Consider the following 17,561-nt stretch of genomic DNA (forward strand, 5'->3'; position numbering starts at 1 on the left):
GGTCGGGAGCCGGGTGCGGCTCAGGACCGGAAGTCCATCAGCACGCCGTGCGAGGTGGCGGTGGTGACGACGAGGACCGCCAGCGAGGTGACGCCGAGCACCAGGCCGAGGACGGCACGGCCGCGGCGGCTGGTGCCGCGGACCAGGGCGAGGGTGGCGAGGGTGATGGCGATCGGGCCCAGGACGATGTTGAAGAGCAACAGGCCCGGCAGGCCGAGCAGGAAGGAGGCGATGGCCAGGTTGTCGGCCTCGGCGGTCTCGCGGCGGGCAGTGCCCTGGCGGGCGCTTCCCTGACGGGTGCTTCCCTGACCGGCGGTGCCCTGATGGGTGGTGACGGTGCTCATGGCTGTACGGGTCCTCTCGGTGAGTGGACGCGGGTGCGGTCCGCGGAGTTCGAGGGTCGGCGGAGTGTGCGGCTCGGCGGAGTGCGCGGCTCAGCGGTGGCGCAGGCGGGCGATGCCCTCGCGGGCGCCGAAGGCGAGCAGCCAGGCGGTGATGGCGGCGGAGGCGGCGAGGAAGACCGGGAGCGAGGTGTGGGCGGCGGTACCGATCAGGACGGCCATGGCGACGAGGGCGGAGAACAGGATCACGACTGACTCCTTCGACTGCGGCAGTGGGTGCGCCGGTTTCGGTTGACAAGTGTTCACTGACTTCGACAGCACTCTACTCCGGGCTGGCCAAGTTCGGCAAACGACTGTTTACTGAATGGCGTGAGTCACACCGTAGGGGCCAGACAGGCCCAGAAGCAGCAGAGTCGGCGGGCGTTGCTGGACGCGGGTCTGCACCTGCTGGCCGATCAGAACCTGGCGAGCCTGGGCGTCCGCGAGGTCACCCGCGAGGCCGGGCTCTCTCCGGCCGCGTTCTACCGGCACTTCCCGGACCTGGCCGGCCTCGGTGTCGCACTGGTCGAGGAGTCGCTGGCCAGCCTGCACGTGATGATCCGCTCGGTGCTCACCGAGGCCGGCGGCGCGGAGGAGCTGATCGACCGCGCGGTGGACGTGATCGAGCGGCACGTCCGCGAGCACCGGCCGCACGTCCGCTTCCTGGCCCGCGAGCGGCACGGCGGGGTCCGGCGGGTGCGCGAGGCGATCGACGCCGAGCTCGACCGCTTCGCCGCCGAGGTGGGCGCCGCGCTCGCCCTGCAGCCGGTGTCGGACGGGTGGAGCGAGCGGGACCTGCGGATGCTCGCCGAGTTGTACGTCGACCACATGGTGTCGACGGCCTCCGCCTTCCTGGAGGCGCAGGAGACCGACCCGGCCCGGGAGCAGCGGATCGCCGCCACCGCGCGGCTGCAGCTGCGTCTGATCAGCCTGGGGCGGAGGCACTGGCAAGGGAGTTGACCGCGCGCCGGGGCGTCGTGGGGGTGGGAACCGGCCATTGCGATCGAGAGGGTTTCTTGGGCTTGCTTTGACTCTTGACAGTGGGTCATGTCCGCGACAGCTTTGGTGGACCCCCACATCGAGAGGTCTCTCATGAAGAAGCCGCTCATAGGAATGCTCGCCACGCTCCTGGTCGCCGGGGCCACCACCCTCGCCGGCGCCTCCCCGGTCCAGGCCGCCCCCACGGCCACGACCCGGGCCACGACCCAAACCACGACCCAAGCCGCCACCGAGGCCACCGCCCAGGCCACCGTCAACCTCGCCGGAGCGGTCGCGCTCAGCAACTGCTCCGGGTCGCTGGTGCGGATGCCCGGTTCGGCCGCGAGCGACCCGGCGCTGGTGCTCTCCAACGGCCACTGCCTGGAGAGCGGCATGCCGGGCCCCGGCCAAGTGGTCCTGAACCAGCCGTCCAGCCGGACGTTCACCCTGCTCAGCGCCACCGGCGGCCGCCTCGCCACGCTGCGCGCGACCAAGGTGGTCTACGGCGCGATGACCGACACCGACGTGTCGATCTACCAGCTGAACACCAGCTACTCCTCGATCCAGTCCCGGTACGGGATCGCCCCGCTGACCGTGGCCGCCACCCACCCCGTCCAGGGCACCTCGATCCGGGTGGTCTCCGGGTACTGGAAGAAGATCTACTCCTGCTCGGTCGACGGCTTCGCCTACCGCCTGAAGGAAGCCGACTGGACCTTCAAGGACTCGGTCCGCTACACCTCGGCCTGCGACGTGATCGGCGGCACCTCCGGCTCCCCGGTGGTCGACGCCTCGTCCGGCCAGGTGGTCGCCGTCAACAACACGACCAACGAGAACGGCGAGCGCTGCACCCTGGACAACCCCTGCGAGGTCGACCAGAGCGGCGTCGTGACGGTGCGCCAGGGCATCGGCTACGCCCAGGAGACGTACGGGATCCCGGCCTGCTTCGCCGCCGGAAACCGGTTCGACCTCACCCTCCCGGGCTGCGTCCTGCCGCGCCCGTAGGCACCCCGAGCCACCACCGCACCCGAGCCACCACCGCTCCCCGAGCCACCACCGCACCCCAGCAGGACCGCGCAAACCCCGATGACCAGCACCTTTACCCCGATGGGCCATCCGCCGGGCGGCCGTCGCACCACCCGCACCGCAGAGTTGTGCCCACGATGCGGCAGTCATGTCCGTTGACCAGATGGAGAGTTGATGACCACCACGCTGAGAAGGCTGCTGGTTTCCACCCTGCTGATACCGCTGCTCGCGTTCGGCGGCCTGGCCGCCCCGGCGCTGGCCGCCGACGGCCAGGGCGTCGGGGCGGCGGGGGAGGCCGGGGCGACCCACGGCCGGAGCCCCGCCGACGACCCGAACGCCGACATCAAGACCCGGCTGGCGGCGATCCCCGGGGTGACCATCACCGAGGAGAAGCCGACCGACGCCGACCACCGTTACTTCCTCGCCACCTACACCCAGCCGATCGACCACTCCCGCCCCTGGCTGGGCACCTTCCAGCAGCGTTTCAGCGTGCTGCACCGCGGCTACGACCGCCCGACGGTCTTCTACACCAACGGCTACACCCTGGGCACCAACCCGTCCCGCACCGAGCCGACCCGGCTGGTGGACGGCAACCAGGTGTCCATCGAGTACCGGTTCTTCACCCCCTCGCGGCCCGAACCGGCCGACTGGTCCAAGGCCGGCATCCGCCAGCAGGCCGCCGACTCGCACAAGCTGGTGACCGCGCTGAAGCGGATCTACCAGGAGGAGTGGCTGTCCACCGGCGCCAGCAAGGGCGGCATGTCCTCGACCTACTACCGCCGCTTCTACCCGGACGACGTGGCCGGCACGATCGCGTACGTCGCGCCGAACAACACCGACGTCAACGACTACGCGGCGTACACCCAGTTCTTCCGGACGGTCGGCACCGCCGAGTGCCGGGACCGGCTGAACGCCGCCCAGCGCGAGCTGCTGGTGCGCCGGGACCGGCTGGAGGCCCGCTACGTCGCCGACAACAAGGCGGCCGGCTCCACCTTCACCACTCTCGGCACCCCGGACCGCGCGTACGAGGCGGGCGTGCTGGACGTGGTCTGGGCCTTCTGGCAGTACAGCCTGGAGTCGGACTGCGCCAAGGTCCCGGTGGCCGCCACCGCGACCGACGACGAGCTCTACGCCTGGTTCGACGCGCAGTCGGGCATCACCGGCAACAGCGACCAGTCGCTGGCGAAGTACACCGCGTACTACTACCAGGCCGCCACCGAGCTGGGCGCGCCGTTCTTCGACGTCTCGTACCTGAAGGACCTGCTGCACTACGACTACCTGGAGCTCTACTCGGCCCGCAGCTACGTGCCGAAGGAGATCCCGACCGTCTTCAACCCGTACGCGATGCCCGACATCGACCGCTGGGTGAAGCGCGAGGGCGAGCGGATCATGTACGTCTACGGCGGCAACGACCCGTGGGGCGCCAAGCCGTTCCGGCTCGGCCGGGGCAGTGAGGACAGCTACGTCTACACCGTGCCCGGCGGCAACCACGGCTCCAACATCGGCAAGCTGCCCGCCGCGCAGTCGGCGGAGGCCACCGCCAAGGTGCTGGAGTGGGCCGGTCTGGGCGACCAGGCCGCCGCCCGTTCGCTGGCCAAGTCGCAGCAGGCGACCCCCGCCTTCGGCCCGCTGGACGTGGAGGGCCAGCGGCTGGAGCAGGAGCGCCGGCCGCTCTGAGTCCGTAGCGCCGCCCGGTCGGACCGGGCCCCGTGAACAGGAGGCCGCCCCGCTGCCCGGGGCGGCCTCCGTCCGTTCGGGTGGGAGCGTCCGAGCTGTGCCGACCCTTCCGGGCCCCTCCCCGAAGCGCTGAATCAGTGCTTCAATGCTTCCCATGGCCTACCGACGCACGCCCGCCGTACAAGCCCGCCTGGACGCCCAGCGCGAGGCCGTGCTGCAGTCGGCGGTCGGCCTGCTCGCCGAGCGCGGCTACGGCGGCTGCACGATGGCCGCGGTGGCGGACCGCGCCGGGATCGCCACCGGCAGCCTCTACCAGCACTTCGCCAACAAGGCCGAGCTGTCGGTGCAGCTGTTCCGCCGGGTGGTCACCCGCGAGATCGACGCGGTCAACGCGGCCGTCGCCCGCCGGGACACCCCGCGTGAGCGGATCGCCGCCGTGGTCGAGACCTTCGCCACCCGCGCCCTGCGCGCGCCCCGGCTGGCGTACGCGCTGCTGGTCGAACCGGCCGACGCGGTGGTGGACGGTGAGCGCCTGGTGTTCCGGCGGGCGTTCCGGGACGTGATCGCCACCGAGATCGCCGCCGCCGTGGCGAGCGGCGAACTGCCCGAGCAGGACCCGGTGCTGACCGCCGCGGCCCTGGTCGGCGCGGTCGGCGAGGCGTTGGCCGGCCCGCTCGCCGGCGAGTCCGCCGCACCCCCCGCACCCGCCGCACCCCCCGTGCCCGCGGCGCCCGCGGCGCCCGCGGAGCCTGCCGCGCCCGCCGCGCCGGCAGAGCCGGGCGGCGTCGCCGGCCTCGCCGCCCCCACCGATTCCCGGGAGGCCACCGCCGAGGTGGTCCCCGCCCTGGTCTCCTTCACCCTGCGTGCCCTGGGAGGACGCGATGACAGCGACGCATGAGGTCACCAACCAGGTGCCCCTGCCGTACGGACACGACACCGCCGCCGACCCCGCCCTGCTCGCCGCCCTGGAGCGGGCCGGCGCGGGCTGGGCGGAGCCCGAACTGCGCGAGCTGGGCCGGCTGGCGGGTTCCGAGCAGGCCGCCGAGTGGGGCCGGCTGGCCAACGAGAACCCGCCGGTGCTGCGCACCCACGACCGCTTCGGCCACCGGATCGACGAGGTCGAGTTCCACCCGTACTGGCACGAGCTGATGCGCACCGCCGTCGCCCACGGCCTGCACGCCGCGCCCTGGCAGGACGAGCGGCCCGCCGCCCACGCCGCCCGCGCCGCCAAGTTCTTCGTCTGGGGCCAGGTCGAGGCCGGCCACACCTGCCCGATCTCGATGACCTACGCCGCCGTCCCGGCTCTGCGCGCGAACCCCGCGCTGGCCGGGGAGTTGGAGCCGCTGCTGGCGGCCAAGGAGTACGACTACGGGCTGCGCGAGCCGCGCACCAAGCGCGGGCTGATCGCCGGCATGTCGATGACCGAGAAGCAGGGCGGCTCGGACGTCCGCGCCAACACCACCTCCGCGGCCCCGCAGCCGGACGGCAGCTACCGGATCAGCGGCCACAAGTGGTTCACCTCGGCGCCGATGTCGGACCTCTTCCTGACGCTCGCCCAGGCGCCGGGCGGGCTCAGCTGCTTCGTCCTGCCGCGGATCCTCCCGGACGGCGGCCGCAACCGGCTGCACCTGATGCGGCTCAAGGACAAGCTCGGCAACAAGTCCAACGCCTCCGCCGAGTTGGAGTACGACGGCGCGGTCGGCTGGCTCGTCGGCGAGGAGGGCCGTGGGGTGCCGACCATCATCGAGATGGTCAACATGACCCGGCTGGACTGCACCATCGGCGCCGCCTCCGGCATGCGCCACGGCGCCACCCGGGCCGTCCACCACGCCCTGCACCGGCGGGCGTTCGGCAAGGCGCTGGTCGACCAGCCGCTGATGCGCAACGTGCTCGCCGACCTGGTGGTGGAGTCCGAGGCGGCCACGACCGTCGCGATGCGGCTGGCGCAGTCCACCGACCTGGCGCTGGCCGGGGACGAGAACGAGGCGCTGGTACGGCGGTTGGGCCTGGCGGTGGCCAAGTACTGGGTGTGCAAGCGCGGTCCTGCGCACTCCGCCGAGGCGCTGGAGTGCCTGGGCGGCAACGGCTACGTCGAGGAGTCCGGGATGCCCCGGCTCTACCGCGAGGCCCCGCTGGTGTCGATCTGGGAGGGCTCCGGCAACGTCGCCGCCCTGGACGCGCTGCGTGCCATGGCCAAGCGCCCGGAGAGCGTGGAGGCCTTCCTGGGTGAACTCGACGCCGCCGCGGGTGCGGACCGCCGACTGGACGCGGCCGTCGCCGGGCTGCGCAAGGAACTCGGCGACCTGACCGACCTGGAGTACCGCACCCGCAGGCTGGTCGAGTCGATGGCCCTGGCCTTCCAGGGGTCGCTGCTGGTCCGGTACGGCGATCCGGCGGTGGCCGACGCGTTCTGCGCCGGCCGGCTGGGCGGCGACCACGGTGCCGCCTTCGGCACCCTGCCGACCGGGGTCGACACCGGGGCGATCATCGACCGCGCCCGCCCGGTGCCCGCGTGAGCGGCCCCGAGGGCGGGCAGTCGCCGGCCGACCGTCAAGAGGCCGAGGAGATCAGGGAGTTCTGGAGGTCCCTGGACCTGCCGGGGCTGATCGACGTGCACACCCACTTCATGCCGAAGAGCGTGCTCGACAAGGTGTGGGCGTACTTCGACGCGGCCGGTCCGCTGGTGAACCGGCCGTGGCCGATCACCTACCGGGAGGCCGAGGACCGGCGGGTCCGGCGGCTGCGGGAGTTCGGGGTGCGGGCGTTCACGTCCATGCTCTATCCGCACAAGCCGGGCATGGCCGCCTGGCTGAACGGCTGGGCCGCCGACTTCGCCGCCCGCACCCCGGACTGCCTGCACACCGCCACCTTCTTCCCCGAGCCCGAGGCGCCCGCGTACGCGGCCCGCGCGATCGAGAACGGCGCCCGGGTGTTCAAGGCGCACCTGCAGGTCGGCGGCTACGACCCGACGGACCGGCGGCTGGACGCGGTCTGGGGGCTGCTCGCCGAGACCGGCACCCCGGTGGTCACCCACTGCGGTTCCGGTCCGGTGCCCGGCCGCTTCACCGGACCGGGGCCGATCGGTGCGGTGCTGGAGCGGCACCCCGGACTGGTCCTGGTGGTCGCCCACCTCGGCATGCCCGAGTACGCCGACTTCCTGGACCTGGCCGAGCGGTACCCGGCCGTCCGCCTGGACACCACCATCGCGTTCACCGACTTCGCCGAGGCCGACGTCCCGTTCCCGCGCGAGCACCTGCCGCGCCTGCGCGGGCTGCGGGACCGGATCCTGCTGGGCAGCGACTTCCCCAACATCCCGTACCGGTACGTCCACCAGCTGGAGGCGCTGGCCGGGCTGGGGCTGGGGGAGGACTGGCTGCGGGCGGTCTGCCACGACAACGCGGCCGCCCTGTTCAAGCTCGGCTGACCGTCCGCGCGAACCCTGCGGACCGTCCGCGCGAACCCTGCGGACCGTCCGCGCGAACCCTGCGGACCGTCCGCGCGAACCTTGCGGACCGTCCGTGCGAACCCTGCGGACCGTCCGTCCGAGCTGCGGACCGTCCGCGCGAGCTCAACCGACCGTCCGCAGGACCTCCAGCGCCCGTGCGTGCAGGCCGGGCGCGGCGGCGAGGAAGCTGTCGGCGCCGGCCGTCCAGGCCGCTCCGGCGGCGTCGGTCACCGCCGCGCCCGCCTCGCTCGCGATCAGTGCGCCGGGCAGCAGGTTGCCCGCGTCCCGCCCGTACTCCCAGAACAGGGCCAGGTGCCCGGAGGCCACCTGCGCCACCTGCAGCGCGGTCGGGCCGAGGTTGCGCACCGCCAGGACGGCGCCCGCCATCGCGGACAGCGAATCGCCCGCCCGGCGCAGCGCCACCGGGTCCCCGGCGACCCGCGGCGGCTGGCTGGTGGCGGCGACGGTGATCGCCAACTCCCGCTCCAGCGGGGCGATCGGGCGCCCGTCCAGCTCGGCCCCGCCGCCCAGCACCGCCCGGTAGGTCCGGCCGCCGTCCAGCTCCGGGGCGTGCACCACGGCCAGCACCGCGGCGCCGTCCCGGACCAGGACGGCGGTGACCGCCCAGTGCGGGTGGCCGAGCAGGTACTGCACCGCGCCGTCGGTCGCGTCGCAGAGCCACCACTCGCCCTCGGCGGGCACCGAACCGTCCAGCTCCTCCGGCACCCAGCCGGCCCGCGGGTGCAGCGCCGTCAGCCGCTGCCGCAGCTCGGCGGCGGCCGGCCCGTCCAGCTCGGCGAACCGGGCCCCGGCCTCCTCGAGGGTCCGTGCGGTGAGGGGTTCGGTGGACCGGCGGGCCGCCAGCTTCGCGCCGACCTCGCGCACCGCGGCCTCCACACCCCGCGCCAGCGTCCACAGCTCGTTCGTCACGGTGACTCCATCCCTGCTCCCGGGCCGGTCGTTCCGGCCGCGCAGGACAAGGAGTACCGTCTTTGTTGCTGAACAAGACGCTCCAGCTGCCGATGATGACGGGAATCGGACACCATGGACCTCTCCGCAGCCGATCCGGACACCGTGCTGGACCTCCTCGACCGCCGCCTGGTCTGCGCCCTCCAGGTGGACGGTCGGGCCGAACCCGGCCGGATCGCCGAGGTGCTGGGCGTCTCCGCCCGCACCGTCACCCGACGGCTGGCCCGGCTGCGGCAGGCCGGTGTGCTGCGGGTGGTCCGGATGCCCGACGTCGAGGACGCCGCGGTCGGCGCGCTGCTGCTGCGGGTCCGGGTGCTCAGCGGTCGGGTGGACGCCATCGCGCAGGCCCTGGCCGACCGGTCCGACGTGCCGTTCGTCGACGTGATGCTCGGCGGCCACGAGGTCGGCGCCGTCATGCTGACCGATGCCGGGGCCCGCGACCGGCTGTTGTACGGTCAGCTGCCCGCGACCAGTGCCGTCACCGAGACCACCACCCACGCCGTGCTGCACGCCTTCGCCGACGCCGGGCAGTGGCGGGCCGGCCAGCTCACCGAGGAGGAGGCCGCCGCGCTCGCCCGGCCCGCCGTCCCCCGCCCCGCCGCGCCCCCGCCGCTGGACGCCCTCGACCGCGCGCTGCTGGAGCGGCTGGGCGAGGACGCCCGGCAGTCCCACGCCGTTCTGGCCGCGGCCGTGGGCGCTCCCGAGTCGACCGTGCGTCGTCGGCTGCACCGGCTGGACGAGCTGGGACTGCTGCGCACCCACGCCACCGTCGACCCGCGGCTGCTCGGCATGGCGGTGGACGCCAACCTCTGGCTGGACGTGCCGCCCGGCCGGCTCGCCGAGGTCGGTGCGGCGCTGGCCCGGCACCCGAAGGTGCACGGGGTGTTCGCCACCAGCGGCCCGACCAACCTGCTGGCCACGCTGTTCTGCGCGGACCACGGCGAGCTGTACCGCTTCCTCACCGACACCCTCGGCCCGCTGGGGGCCGCCCGGGTCGAGACCACGATCACCGCCCGCGCCGTGAAGCGGGCGGGCGTCCTGCTCCGGCAGCCACCCCGTCGGCCCTGACCGGGGAGCGCTCGTCAGCCGGCCCGGCGGCCCTCACGGGGAGCGGCTCCTGCCCGGGAGCGGCTCCCGACCGAGCGGCCCCTGGCCGGGAGGATCCGGAGTGGGAGGACCCTGACCGGGAGCGGGCTCGTTACCTGCGGGGTAATCGACGCCCGCCGCCGGGCCGGGCAGGGTGGAGGCACCCGGTGAGGCCGCCACGGCCCCGGGATCCCACCCCCGACAGGAGGCGATCCGCCATGTCCGCCCACGCGAACGGCCTGACCCCCGCCCGGCCCGGCTCCGCCTTCTCGCCCCGGACGGTGCGCGGCGCACTCACCCTGGACGCCCTGGTCACCGCCGGCAACGGCCTGGCCTACCTGGCCTTCCCCGGCCCGCTCGGCGACCTGCTCGGCGCCGGCCGTGCCACCGTGCTCGACCTCGGGCTGCTGCTCACCGGCTACGCGGTCGTGGTCGGCGTGCTGGCGACCCGCCGGCAGCCGCCGTCGCTCGGCGTGCGGGCGGTGATCGACGTCAACCTCGCCTGGGTGGTGGTCAGCCTGGTGGCGATGGGGGTGTGGCTGGAGCCGACCACCGCCGGGTTCGTCTGGATCCCGCTGCAGGCCGCGGCGGTGGGCCTGTTCGCCGTCCTGCAGTTCTCCGCCCTGCGCCGGAGCGGCCGCTCCCGGCGGCGGCCGGCCTGACGAGCTGTCGGCCTGTCGAGCTGTCGGCCCGACGAGCTGTCGGCCCTGGGACATGGTCGGACCCGAGGAGCCGCCGGTCTCAGACCTGACGCTCCTGACGCTCCGGTCCGACCGCGGACTGCAGGTACCGGACCGTCTCCGCGTCGGCCGGGAGGAAGGTCTCCATGGCCAGCTCGGACACGGTCACGTCCAGCGGCGTGTTGAAGGTCGCGATGGTGGAGAGGAAGGAGAGCACCCGCCCCTCGTGGCGGATCCGCATCGGCAGCGCGAACGGGAAGGCGTCCTCGGCCGGGCCGTCCGCCGCTTCCCCGGCCGGCTCGGGGTAGCCGCGGACCTCCTCGTACAGCCGGCGCAGCGGTTCGGCGCGGACCAGCTCCAGCTGGTGCTCCATCCGCTCCAGCAGGTGGCGCCGCCACTGCCGCAGGTTGACGATGCGCGGCGCCAGCCCGCCCGGGTGGAGGGTGACCCGGATCGCGTTGAGCGGCGCCTCCAGCAGGTGCGGGGCGACCCCGTCCAGGAGCAGGCCGATCGAGCGGTTGGCCGCCAGCACCCGGAAGCTCCCGTCGACGACGACCGCCGGGTACGGGTCGTGGGCCGCGAGCAGCCGCTCCATGCCGCCGCGCAGCGCGTCCATCGAGGGGTCGTCCAGCGGGGTCTCGGGGTACTGCGGGGCGTAGCCGGCCGCGAGCAGCAGGGTGTTGCGCTCGCGCACCGGGACGTCCAGGTGCTCGGCCAGCCGCAGCACCAGCTCCCGGCTGGGGCGGGAGCGGCCGTTCTCGACGAAGCTGAGGTGGCGGGCCGAGGAGTCCGCCCGCAGCGCCAGTTGCAGCTGGCTGAGCTGTCGTCGTTCCCGCCAGCCGCGCAGCAGCGGGCCGACGCCGGTTCCGGTGGGGCTGCCCATGCCCGCCATGATCGTCATGGCCCAGGACGGTACTCGAACGAGCCCGGTCCGCGGGAGGGGGCCTCGGGGGGGGCAGAGGGCCGCCTCGGGTCAGGAGCCTCGGGGGTCAGGGGGCGTCGGGGCCGGAGGGCGTCCAGGAGCAGGGGCGGCGCAGGGACGCGGCGGACCGGACGCCGATCAGACGCCGGTGCTGGAACCCGGCCGGATGACCATCAGCACCACGACCACGGCCCACAGCAGGTTGAACACCCCGGCCGTCATCGGCAGCAGGCGCAGGCCGTTGACGGCCTTGGCGCGCTGCTCGTCCGCCGGGTCGAGGTCGAGCGCGTCCACGGCGGCCTGCTGGCCGGGGAGCACGAACAGCAGCAGGGAGAGCGCGGCGAGCGCGGTGAGCACCATCGAGACGATCAGCCAGGACTGCCCGAGCACGTCCATCACCTGGGCCAGGCCGATGCCCAGCGCCGGCACGGCGACCCCCAGCAGTGCGTAGACCTGGGTGATCCGGTGCAGGACCCGCAGCACGCCCGCGTCGGCGGCCTGGTCCGGCCCGGCGGCCAGCGCGGCCTTCGCCCGGCGAGGGAACATGCTGACGGCCACCGCGACCGGGCCTATGAACAGGACCGAGACGAGGACGTGCAGGCTCAGCAGGAACTTGGCCATGGCGGGGCACCCTTGGGATCCGGTGGGCAGCTGGGTCGGCGGGCGCGCGCCATCGGCGCGCCCACGACCAGGCACGCTAACACCGCTTATGTACGGGCCCACCGCTCGGGTGGGCCTTGACGAGGGCCTGGGTGGGCGCTGACGAGGGCTCCGGGGGGGGGGGGGGCCCCCCGGGGCCCCCCCCCCCCCCCCCGGCCCCCCCCCCCCCCCCCCCCGCGCCCCCCCCCCCCCCCCCCCCCCCCCCCCCCCCCCCCCGCCCCCCCCCCCCCCCCCCCCCCCCCCCCCCCCCCCCCCCCCCCCCCCCCCCCCCCGCCCCCCCCCCCCCCCCCCCGGGGGGGGCCCGCCCCCCTTCTGTGGTTCCGGCCGGCGACTAGCGCTGGGGACGGAGTCGCCGGACGGCGATCAGGACGCCGGCGCCGAGGGCGAGGAGCACGGCGGAGGAGACGGCGAGGAAGGTGTTGGTGGAGGAGGCGCCGGTCTGCGCGAGCTCCGGGGTGCCCGCGGGCGCGGTGGTGGCCGGTGCGGCGGTGGGAGCGGCGGACGGGGTGGCGGCGGGCGCCGTGGTGGGCTCGGCGGCCTTGACGGGGGTCTTGTCGGCGGCGGGCTCGGCCTTCTTGGTCTCCTTGGCCGGCGCGGCGGGCTTGGTGGGCGCGGGCTTGGCCGGGGCGGAGGGCTTCGCGGGGGCGGCGGTTCGGGCCACGTGGTAGGTGTGGCTCTGGCCGGCCTCGGTCGGGAAGCCGGGGGCCTGGGCGAGCGTACCGACCTGGATCTCGGTCACGTCCTTCGGCGCCTTCGCGGAGAGGCCCACGCGGAACGCGAAGTTGGCGGCCCGGCCGTTCTCCAGGCGCGCGGTGGTGGTGGCGGGGGAGACGACGGTGAAGAGGGTCGGGTCGCAGCCGTGGCGGAGGGCGACGGGCTTCCAGACGCCTCCGCTCATGACCTCGACCGTGAAGTCCTGGATGTTGGTGCTGCCCTTCGGGTTGTACAGCGCCAGCATCGCGGAGACGTTCTGGTACGGGGCACCGGTGAAGTTGGTGACGCCGACGCCGATCTCGACCTTGGGCCCGCCCGCGGTGATGGTCTGGCCGTCCGGGGTCATCTGGAAGCCGGACTGGTAGGTGCCGTCGTGCTTGGCCGGGTCGGCGGCCGGGGCGGTGACGGCGGTGGTGCCGCCGGTCTCGTCGCCGCAGGCCCAGGCGGTGTCGGTGGCGAGGAGCTGGAGGCCGCCGGCGAGCACGGTGGTGGCGGCCAGGACGGCGATGCGGCGGCCGGAGAAGGCGCGGTCGTTCTTCGCAAAACGGTTGATAACGGACGTGCGCATGACGTGACTCCCCAGGGTCATGTGACTGACGGTGTGTTGGGTGAAGACGACCGGCTCCGCTCCTCGTGAGCGGAAGCGCCCCCCGGCTCTGCCGGTCTCGCTCTCCGTGCCTTCATCCGTATAGACGCGCATCCCCGGCGGGGGTTGCAGGTGGTTCCAAAACTTTTTTCGGGAGTCTTCGGAGGGGCGCTTCGGGATACTGCCGGGATGACGGATGAGCTGACGATCAGACCGGAGACGACGCCGATCGAGGGCGGGGAACGTCGGTCGCTGCGGCGGGACGCGTCGGGTACGGCGCTGCTGGCCGGACTGGTGTGCGTCGCGGTGTCCTTCTCGGGGCCGCTGGTGGTGGTGCTCGCCGCGGCGGCCGCCGGACGGCTGGACGCGGCGCACACCGCGTCCTGGATCTGGGCCGTCGCGATCGGCAGCGGGGTGAGCGGCTTCACGCTGAGCTGGTGGACCCGGACGCCGGTGATCACCGCCTGGTCCACCCCGGGGGCCGCGCTGCTGGTGACCAGCCTGGGCGACTACCCGTACCGGGAGGCCGTCGGGGCGTTCCTGGTGAGCGCGGCGGTGGTGACGCTGTTCGGGGTGACCGGCTGGTTCGGCCGGCTGATCGGGGCGGTGCCGGTCGGGATCGTGAACGCGATGCTCGCGGGCATCCTGTTCTCCTTCGGCGCCGGGATCTTCGGTGCCGTGCACAGCGCACCGGTGCTGGTGGTGGGTGGCTTCGCGGCCTTCCTGCTGGCCAAGCGCTTCGCGCCGCGGTACGCCGTACCGGTGGCGCTGCTGGTCGGCGGGGTGCTGGCGGCGCTCACCGTCGGACTGCCGCTGCACCTGGGCTCGGGCGGGCCGACCGTGCCGGTGCTGACCGTCCCGGCGTTCTCCTGGTCGGCCCTGGTCGGACTGGCGCTCCCGCTCACGATCGTCACGCTGGCCTCGCAGAACGCGCCGGGGCTCGGGGTGATGCGGGCCTTCGGCTACCGCGCGGACGACCGGCTGCTGATCGGCTCGACCGGCGCGGTGTCGATGCTGCTGGCGCCGTTCGGCTCGCCCGGGGTGAACCTGGCGGCGATCACGGCGGCGATCTGCTCGGGCCCGGAGGCCCATCCGGACCCGCGCCGCCGGTACGTCGCGGGGATGTCCTCGGGCGTGCTGTACGTGCTGGTGGGCAGCTTCGGCGGGGTGCTGGTGAGCCTGTTCACGGGGCTGCCGAAGGAACTGATCGCGGTGATCGCCGGCGTCGCGCTGCTGGCCTCGCTGCAGGGCAGCCTGACGGCGGCCGTCGCGGAGGAGCGCGGACGGGACGCGGCGGTGGTGACCTTCCTGGCGAGCGCGTCGGGGATGAGCCTGTTCGGGATCGGCTCGGCCTTCTGGGGGCTGCTCTTCGGGCTGGGCACCCACCTGGTGCTGGGGTCCCGGAGGCGGTGAGCGTTCCGGGCGCCCCGGGTTTTCCGGGCGGTCCGGGCGTTCGGAGGTTGGGAGCGCCTGGGCGTTCGGCGGTGGGTGAGCGGGCGCGGCCCCCGGCGGGTGGAGTGATTGGTATGACCGGTACGGCTGGGAGGATGCGGATCGTTCGGCCAGGTCGGTGACATTTGCGGCCGCCGGTGAGGGCGACACGCCGGTCCGGGTACGTCTCCGCTCCACCACCCGGGCGACGCCGGGTGACCGGAGCCCCGAGGACGCACCCGTATGCCGCCTGGCAACCCTGGCCGTCTCGTCCGGAGTCTGGCCGCGCTCGTGCTGGTGTCCACCGCCCTGCTTCCCGCCGCCCTGGAGCTGGCCGGCCCCTCGCCGTTCGGCGTGATCGGCCCGGGGGCCCCCGCCGACCGGGCGGTACCGCCGCACACCGCGGTCCGCGCCGACCAGCGGATACCCGCGGCCGCCCCGACCGTCGACATACGCCGCACCGGGGACCCGGCCAACCGGATCACCCTGGTCCTGCTCGGCGACGGCTACACCGCCGACGAGCAGGACCTGTTCCGGCAGCAGGCCGACAAGGCCTGGCACTCACTGATGGACATCGAGCCCTTCCGCACCTATCAGGGCTTCTTCAACATACGGCGGGTCGAGGTGGTCTCCCCGGTCTCCGGGATAGCCGAGACCGAGAGCCGCGGCCGCAACCCCGGCACCCCGCTCGGCATGCACTTCTGGTGCGAGGGCACCGCCCGGCTGCTCTGCGCCGACGAGGCCGCCACCGCCCGGTACGCGGGGGACGGCGCCGGGCCGCAGTACCTGATCGCGCTGGCCAACTCCTCCGAGTACGGCGGGGCCGGCGGCACCGGGGTGACCACCCTCGCGGGCGGCAGCCAGGACGCCGGGCGGATCATCCAGCACGAGATCGGGCACACCGTGGGCGACCTCGGCGACGAGTACGACAGCGCCCCGGACGACGCCGACTACCCGAACCTCTCCACGCTCAACGCCGACGACATGCGCAGGAAGCAGACCAAGTGGTGGCGCTGGCTGGGTGCCGAGTCCCCGGACGGCGCCGGCGTGGTCGGGGCGTACCGCAGCGCCAACGGCCTGTACCGGCCGACCCAGGACTCGGTCATGCGCACCCTGGGCAGCGCGTACAACCTGCCCTCGCGCGAGGCGATCATCGAGGAGCTGTACCGCAAGGTCCGGCCGACCGACACCCCCCGCCCGGCGCCCGGCGAGGTGAGCGGCCGGCCCCGGCTCGACGTCCGGCCGCTGCCGCTGACCGGGCCGCGGCAGCTGAAGGTCGAGTGGAAGGTGGACGGGACCCCGGTGACGCCGCAGTCGCCCGACGGCTCCTGGCTGGACACCGCGCAGCTGGAGCTGGCCCCGGGCCGGACGGCCACCGTGACGGCGACCGTCCGGGACACCACCGACTGGGTGCGGGACGAGGCCTTCCGGGACCGCTACATGACCCGGTCGGTGTCCTGGACGCTGGCCGGCTGAGGCCGGTCGAGCCCCGCGGGGCCGGGGGAGCGCACCGGCGGATCCGCGGGCCCGAGGGGGCACGGGTTCGCGTCCGTACGACCGAACCCCGCCCTGGGCGTCCAATCATGGGATGACTAGTCTGGTCGCACTATGACCGTGGAGCCCGCCCGTTCAGTCGCGCCCCTGTCCGCCCCCGCTCCCCGAACCGCCGCCGAGCCCCCGGCCGCTCCTGCGCCCCCGGCCGCCCCCGCGACCGCTCCTGCGCCCGCGCAGTCCGCGCAGTCCGCGCAGTCCGCGCAGCCCGTGCCGCCCGGTGGCCGCGCGGCCTGGCTGGCCTGGTCCGTCGGCGTCAGCGTCTACGTCCTGGCGGTCATCCACCGCACCAGCCTGGGTGTGGCCGGACTCGACGCGGCCGACCGCTTCGGGATCGGGGCCTCGGCGCTCTCCACCTTCTCGATCCTCCAGGTGCTGGTCTACGCGGCCATGCAGGTCCCGGTCGGCCTGCTGGTCGACCGCTTCGGGCCGCGCCGGGTGCTGCTGCTCGGGGTCGTGCTGCTGAGCACCGGCCAGCTGGCCTTCGCGTTCAGCTCCTCCTTCGCCCCCGCACTGGCCTCCCGGGCGGTGCTCGGCTGCGGCGACGCGATGACCTTCATCAGCGTGCTGCGGATCGCCGCCCGCTGGTTCCCGGCGGCGAAGAACCCCTTCGTCGCCCAGCTGACCGGCCTGGCCGGGATGGGCGGCAACCTGATCACCACGGTGGTGCTCGCCCAGGCACTGCACAGCGAGGGCTGGACGCCGACCTTCGCCGCGATCGCGCTGCTCGGCGTCGCGGTGTTCGCGCTGGTCGCGCTCTTCCTCCGGGAGTCCCCGGTGGCGGCGGAACCGATCCGGCCGGTGGAGCACCGGGAACGGCCCGGGGTCGGCCGGCAGCTCCGGGACTGCTGGCGGGAACCCGGCACCCGGCTCGGGCTCTGGATCCACTTCACCACCCAGTTCCCCGGCAACGCCTTCGGCCTGCTCTGGGGCCTGCCCTACCTGGTGCAGGCGCAGGGCATGTCCAGGGCCGGGGCCGGCGGACTGCTGACCCTGCTGGTGCTCAGCAACATGAGCTTCGGGTTCCTCTTCGGCCGACTGCTCTCCCGCACCGCGCGGGCCAGGATGCCGATCGTCCTCACCGTCATCGCCACCACCGGGCTCGGCTGGGCCCTGGTGCTCGCCTGGCCCGGCGGGCACCCACCGGTGTGGCTGCTGGTCGGAATCATCCTGGTGATGGGCAGCAACGGCCCGGCCTCGCTCGTCGGCCTGGACTACGCGCGCTCACGGAACCCCGCGGAGCGGCTCGGCACCGCCTCCGGGATCGTCAACATGGGCGGCTTCATCGGCACGATGATCACCCTCTTCGGCGTCGGCGTCCTGCTGGACGCCCTCACCCCGGAAGGCACCGACGGCTACCCGGCCGATGCCTTCCGCTGGGCATTCTGCTGGCAGTACGTCCCCCTGGCGCTGGGGACGCTGATGATCCTCCGACTGCGCCGGAGGATCACCGCCTAGC

General features: G+C 74.0%; 17 protein-coding genes. 11 read left to right on the forward strand and 6 right to left on the reverse strand.

From position 1 onward, the window contains the following. Positions 1 to 20: 20 nt before the first annotated feature. Complete coding sequence (locus ACIRD3_RS15725; RefSeq protein WP_402216112.1) at positions 21 to 344, reverse strand: DUF4190 domain-containing protein; 324 nt, start codon at positions 342 to 344, stop codon at positions 21 to 23. Between the two features lie 90 nt (positions 345 to 434). Next, on the reverse strand, positions 435 to 590 hold the full coding sequence (locus ACIRD3_RS15730; protein WP_189918519.1) for a hypothetical protein: 156 nt from the start codon (positions 588 to 590) through the stop codon (positions 435 to 437). A 120-nt stretch (positions 591 to 710) separates the two neighbouring features. On the opposite strand from ACIRD3_RS15730, the gene ACIRD3_RS15735 reads away from it, so the two are divergent. From ACIRD3_RS15735 to ACIRD3_RS15760, 6 genes are all read left to right on the forward strand, one after another. Next, entirely contained in the window at positions 711 to 1,340 is a 630-nt protein-coding gene (locus ACIRD3_RS15735; RefSeq protein WP_402216114.1) for a TetR family transcriptional regulator, read from the forward strand. 132 nt (positions 1,341 to 1,472) lie between these two features. Next, the gene (locus tag ACIRD3_RS15740; protein WP_402216117.1) at positions 1,473 to 2,360 is read left to right on the forward strand and encodes a serine protease; all 888 of its coding nucleotides are present in this window, start codon (positions 1,473 to 1,475) and stop codon (positions 2,358 to 2,360) included. 195 nt (positions 2,361 to 2,555) lie between these two features. Then, positions 2,556 to 4,058 carry a S28 family serine protease gene (locus ACIRD3_RS15745; protein ID WP_402216120.1) on the forward strand — a complete coding sequence of 501 codons (1,503 nt, stop codon included), beginning with the start codon at positions 2,556 to 2,558 and terminating at the stop codon, positions 4,056 to 4,058. Between the two features lie 154 nt (positions 4,059 to 4,212). Beyond that, positions 4,213 to 4,956, forward strand: a complete 744-nt coding sequence (locus tag ACIRD3_RS15750; protein ID WP_402216122.1) for a TetR/AcrR family transcriptional regulator — start codon at positions 4,213 to 4,215, stop codon at positions 4,954 to 4,956. Further along, positions 4,940 to 6,574 carry an acyl-CoA dehydrogenase family protein gene (locus tag ACIRD3_RS15755; RefSeq protein WP_402216124.1) on the forward strand — a complete coding sequence of 545 codons (1,635 nt, stop codon included), beginning with the start codon at positions 4,940 to 4,942 and terminating at the stop codon, positions 6,572 to 6,574. Before ACIRD3_RS15750 ends, ACIRD3_RS15755 begins: the two co-directional genes overlap by 17 nt. Next, a complete protein-coding gene (locus ACIRD3_RS15760; RefSeq protein ID WP_402216126.1) occupies positions 6,571 to 7,482 on the forward strand; it encodes an amidohydrolase family protein in 912 nt (303 codons plus the stop codon). The genes ACIRD3_RS15755 and ACIRD3_RS15760 overlap by 4 nt, the downstream gene beginning before the upstream one ends. Before the next feature lie 144 nt (positions 7,483 to 7,626). Here the strand turns inward: ACIRD3_RS15760 and ACIRD3_RS15765 are convergent, their stop codons facing one another. After that, the gene (locus ACIRD3_RS15765; protein ID WP_402216128.1) at positions 7,627 to 8,433 is read right to left on the reverse strand and encodes an inositol monophosphatase family protein; all 807 of its coding nucleotides are present in this window, start codon (positions 8,431 to 8,433) and stop codon (positions 7,627 to 7,629) included. Between the two features lie 114 nt (positions 8,434 to 8,547). Between ACIRD3_RS15765 and ACIRD3_RS15770 the strand changes: the two genes are divergently transcribed. Together ACIRD3_RS15770 and ACIRD3_RS15775 are read left to right on the forward strand one after the other, a co-directional pair. Continuing rightward, complete coding sequence (locus ACIRD3_RS15770) at positions 8,548 to 9,540, forward strand: Lrp/AsnC family transcriptional regulator (protein ID WP_402216131.1); 993 nt, start codon at positions 8,548 to 8,550, stop codon at positions 9,538 to 9,540. Between the two features lie 236 nt (positions 9,541 to 9,776). Further along, entirely contained in the window at positions 9,777 to 10,220 is a 444-nt protein-coding gene (locus ACIRD3_RS15775) for a hypothetical protein (RefSeq protein WP_402216132.1), read from the forward strand. A gap of 79 nt (positions 10,221 to 10,299) precedes the next feature. On the opposite strand, the gene ACIRD3_RS15780 is transcribed toward ACIRD3_RS15775, so the two are convergent. From ACIRD3_RS15780 to ACIRD3_RS15790, 3 genes are all read right to left on the reverse strand, one after another. Beyond that, a complete protein-coding gene (locus ACIRD3_RS15780; protein WP_402216135.1) occupies positions 10,300 to 11,139 on the reverse strand; it encodes a helix-turn-helix domain-containing protein in 840 nt (279 codons plus the stop codon). A gap of 159 nt (positions 11,140 to 11,298) precedes the next feature. Further along, positions 11,299 to 11,781 (reverse strand): hypothetical protein, encoded by a 483-nt coding sequence (locus ACIRD3_RS15785; protein ID WP_402216137.1) that lies wholly within the window; start codon positions 11,779 to 11,781, stop codon positions 11,299 to 11,301. Between the two features lie 370 nt (positions 11,782 to 12,151). After that, the gene (locus ACIRD3_RS15790) at positions 12,152 to 13,102 is read right to left on the reverse strand and encodes an LPXTG cell wall anchor domain-containing protein (protein ID WP_402216139.1); all 951 of its coding nucleotides are present in this window, start codon (positions 13,100 to 13,102) and stop codon (positions 12,152 to 12,154) included. A 207-nt stretch (positions 13,103 to 13,309) separates the two neighbouring features. On the opposite strand from ACIRD3_RS15790, the gene ACIRD3_RS15795 reads away from it, so the two are divergent. The 3 genes from ACIRD3_RS15795 (at position 13,310) to ACIRD3_RS15805 (ending at position 17,560) form a co-directional block, all read left to right on the forward strand. Continuing rightward, a complete protein-coding gene (locus ACIRD3_RS15795; RefSeq protein WP_402216142.1) occupies positions 13,310 to 14,533 on the forward strand; it encodes a benzoate/H(+) symporter BenE family transporter in 1,224 nt (407 codons plus the stop codon). A 261-nt stretch (positions 14,534 to 14,794) separates the two neighbouring features. Further along, complete coding sequence (locus ACIRD3_RS15800; protein WP_402216145.1) at positions 14,795 to 16,027, forward strand: M64 family metallopeptidase; 1,233 nt, start codon at positions 14,795 to 14,797, stop codon at positions 16,025 to 16,027. A gap of 132 nt (positions 16,028 to 16,159) precedes the next feature. Continuing rightward, on the forward strand, positions 16,160 to 17,560 hold the full coding sequence (locus tag ACIRD3_RS15805) for a nitrate/nitrite transporter (RefSeq protein ID WP_402216148.1): 1,401 nt from the start codon (positions 16,160 to 16,162) through the stop codon (positions 17,558 to 17,560). The last annotated feature ends 1 nt before the right edge of the window (position 17,561 follow it).

Source organism: Kitasatospora sp. NPDC093550 (assembly GCF_044764985.1).
GTDB lineage: Bacteria > Actinomycetota > Actinomycetes > Streptomycetales > Streptomycetaceae > Kitasatospora.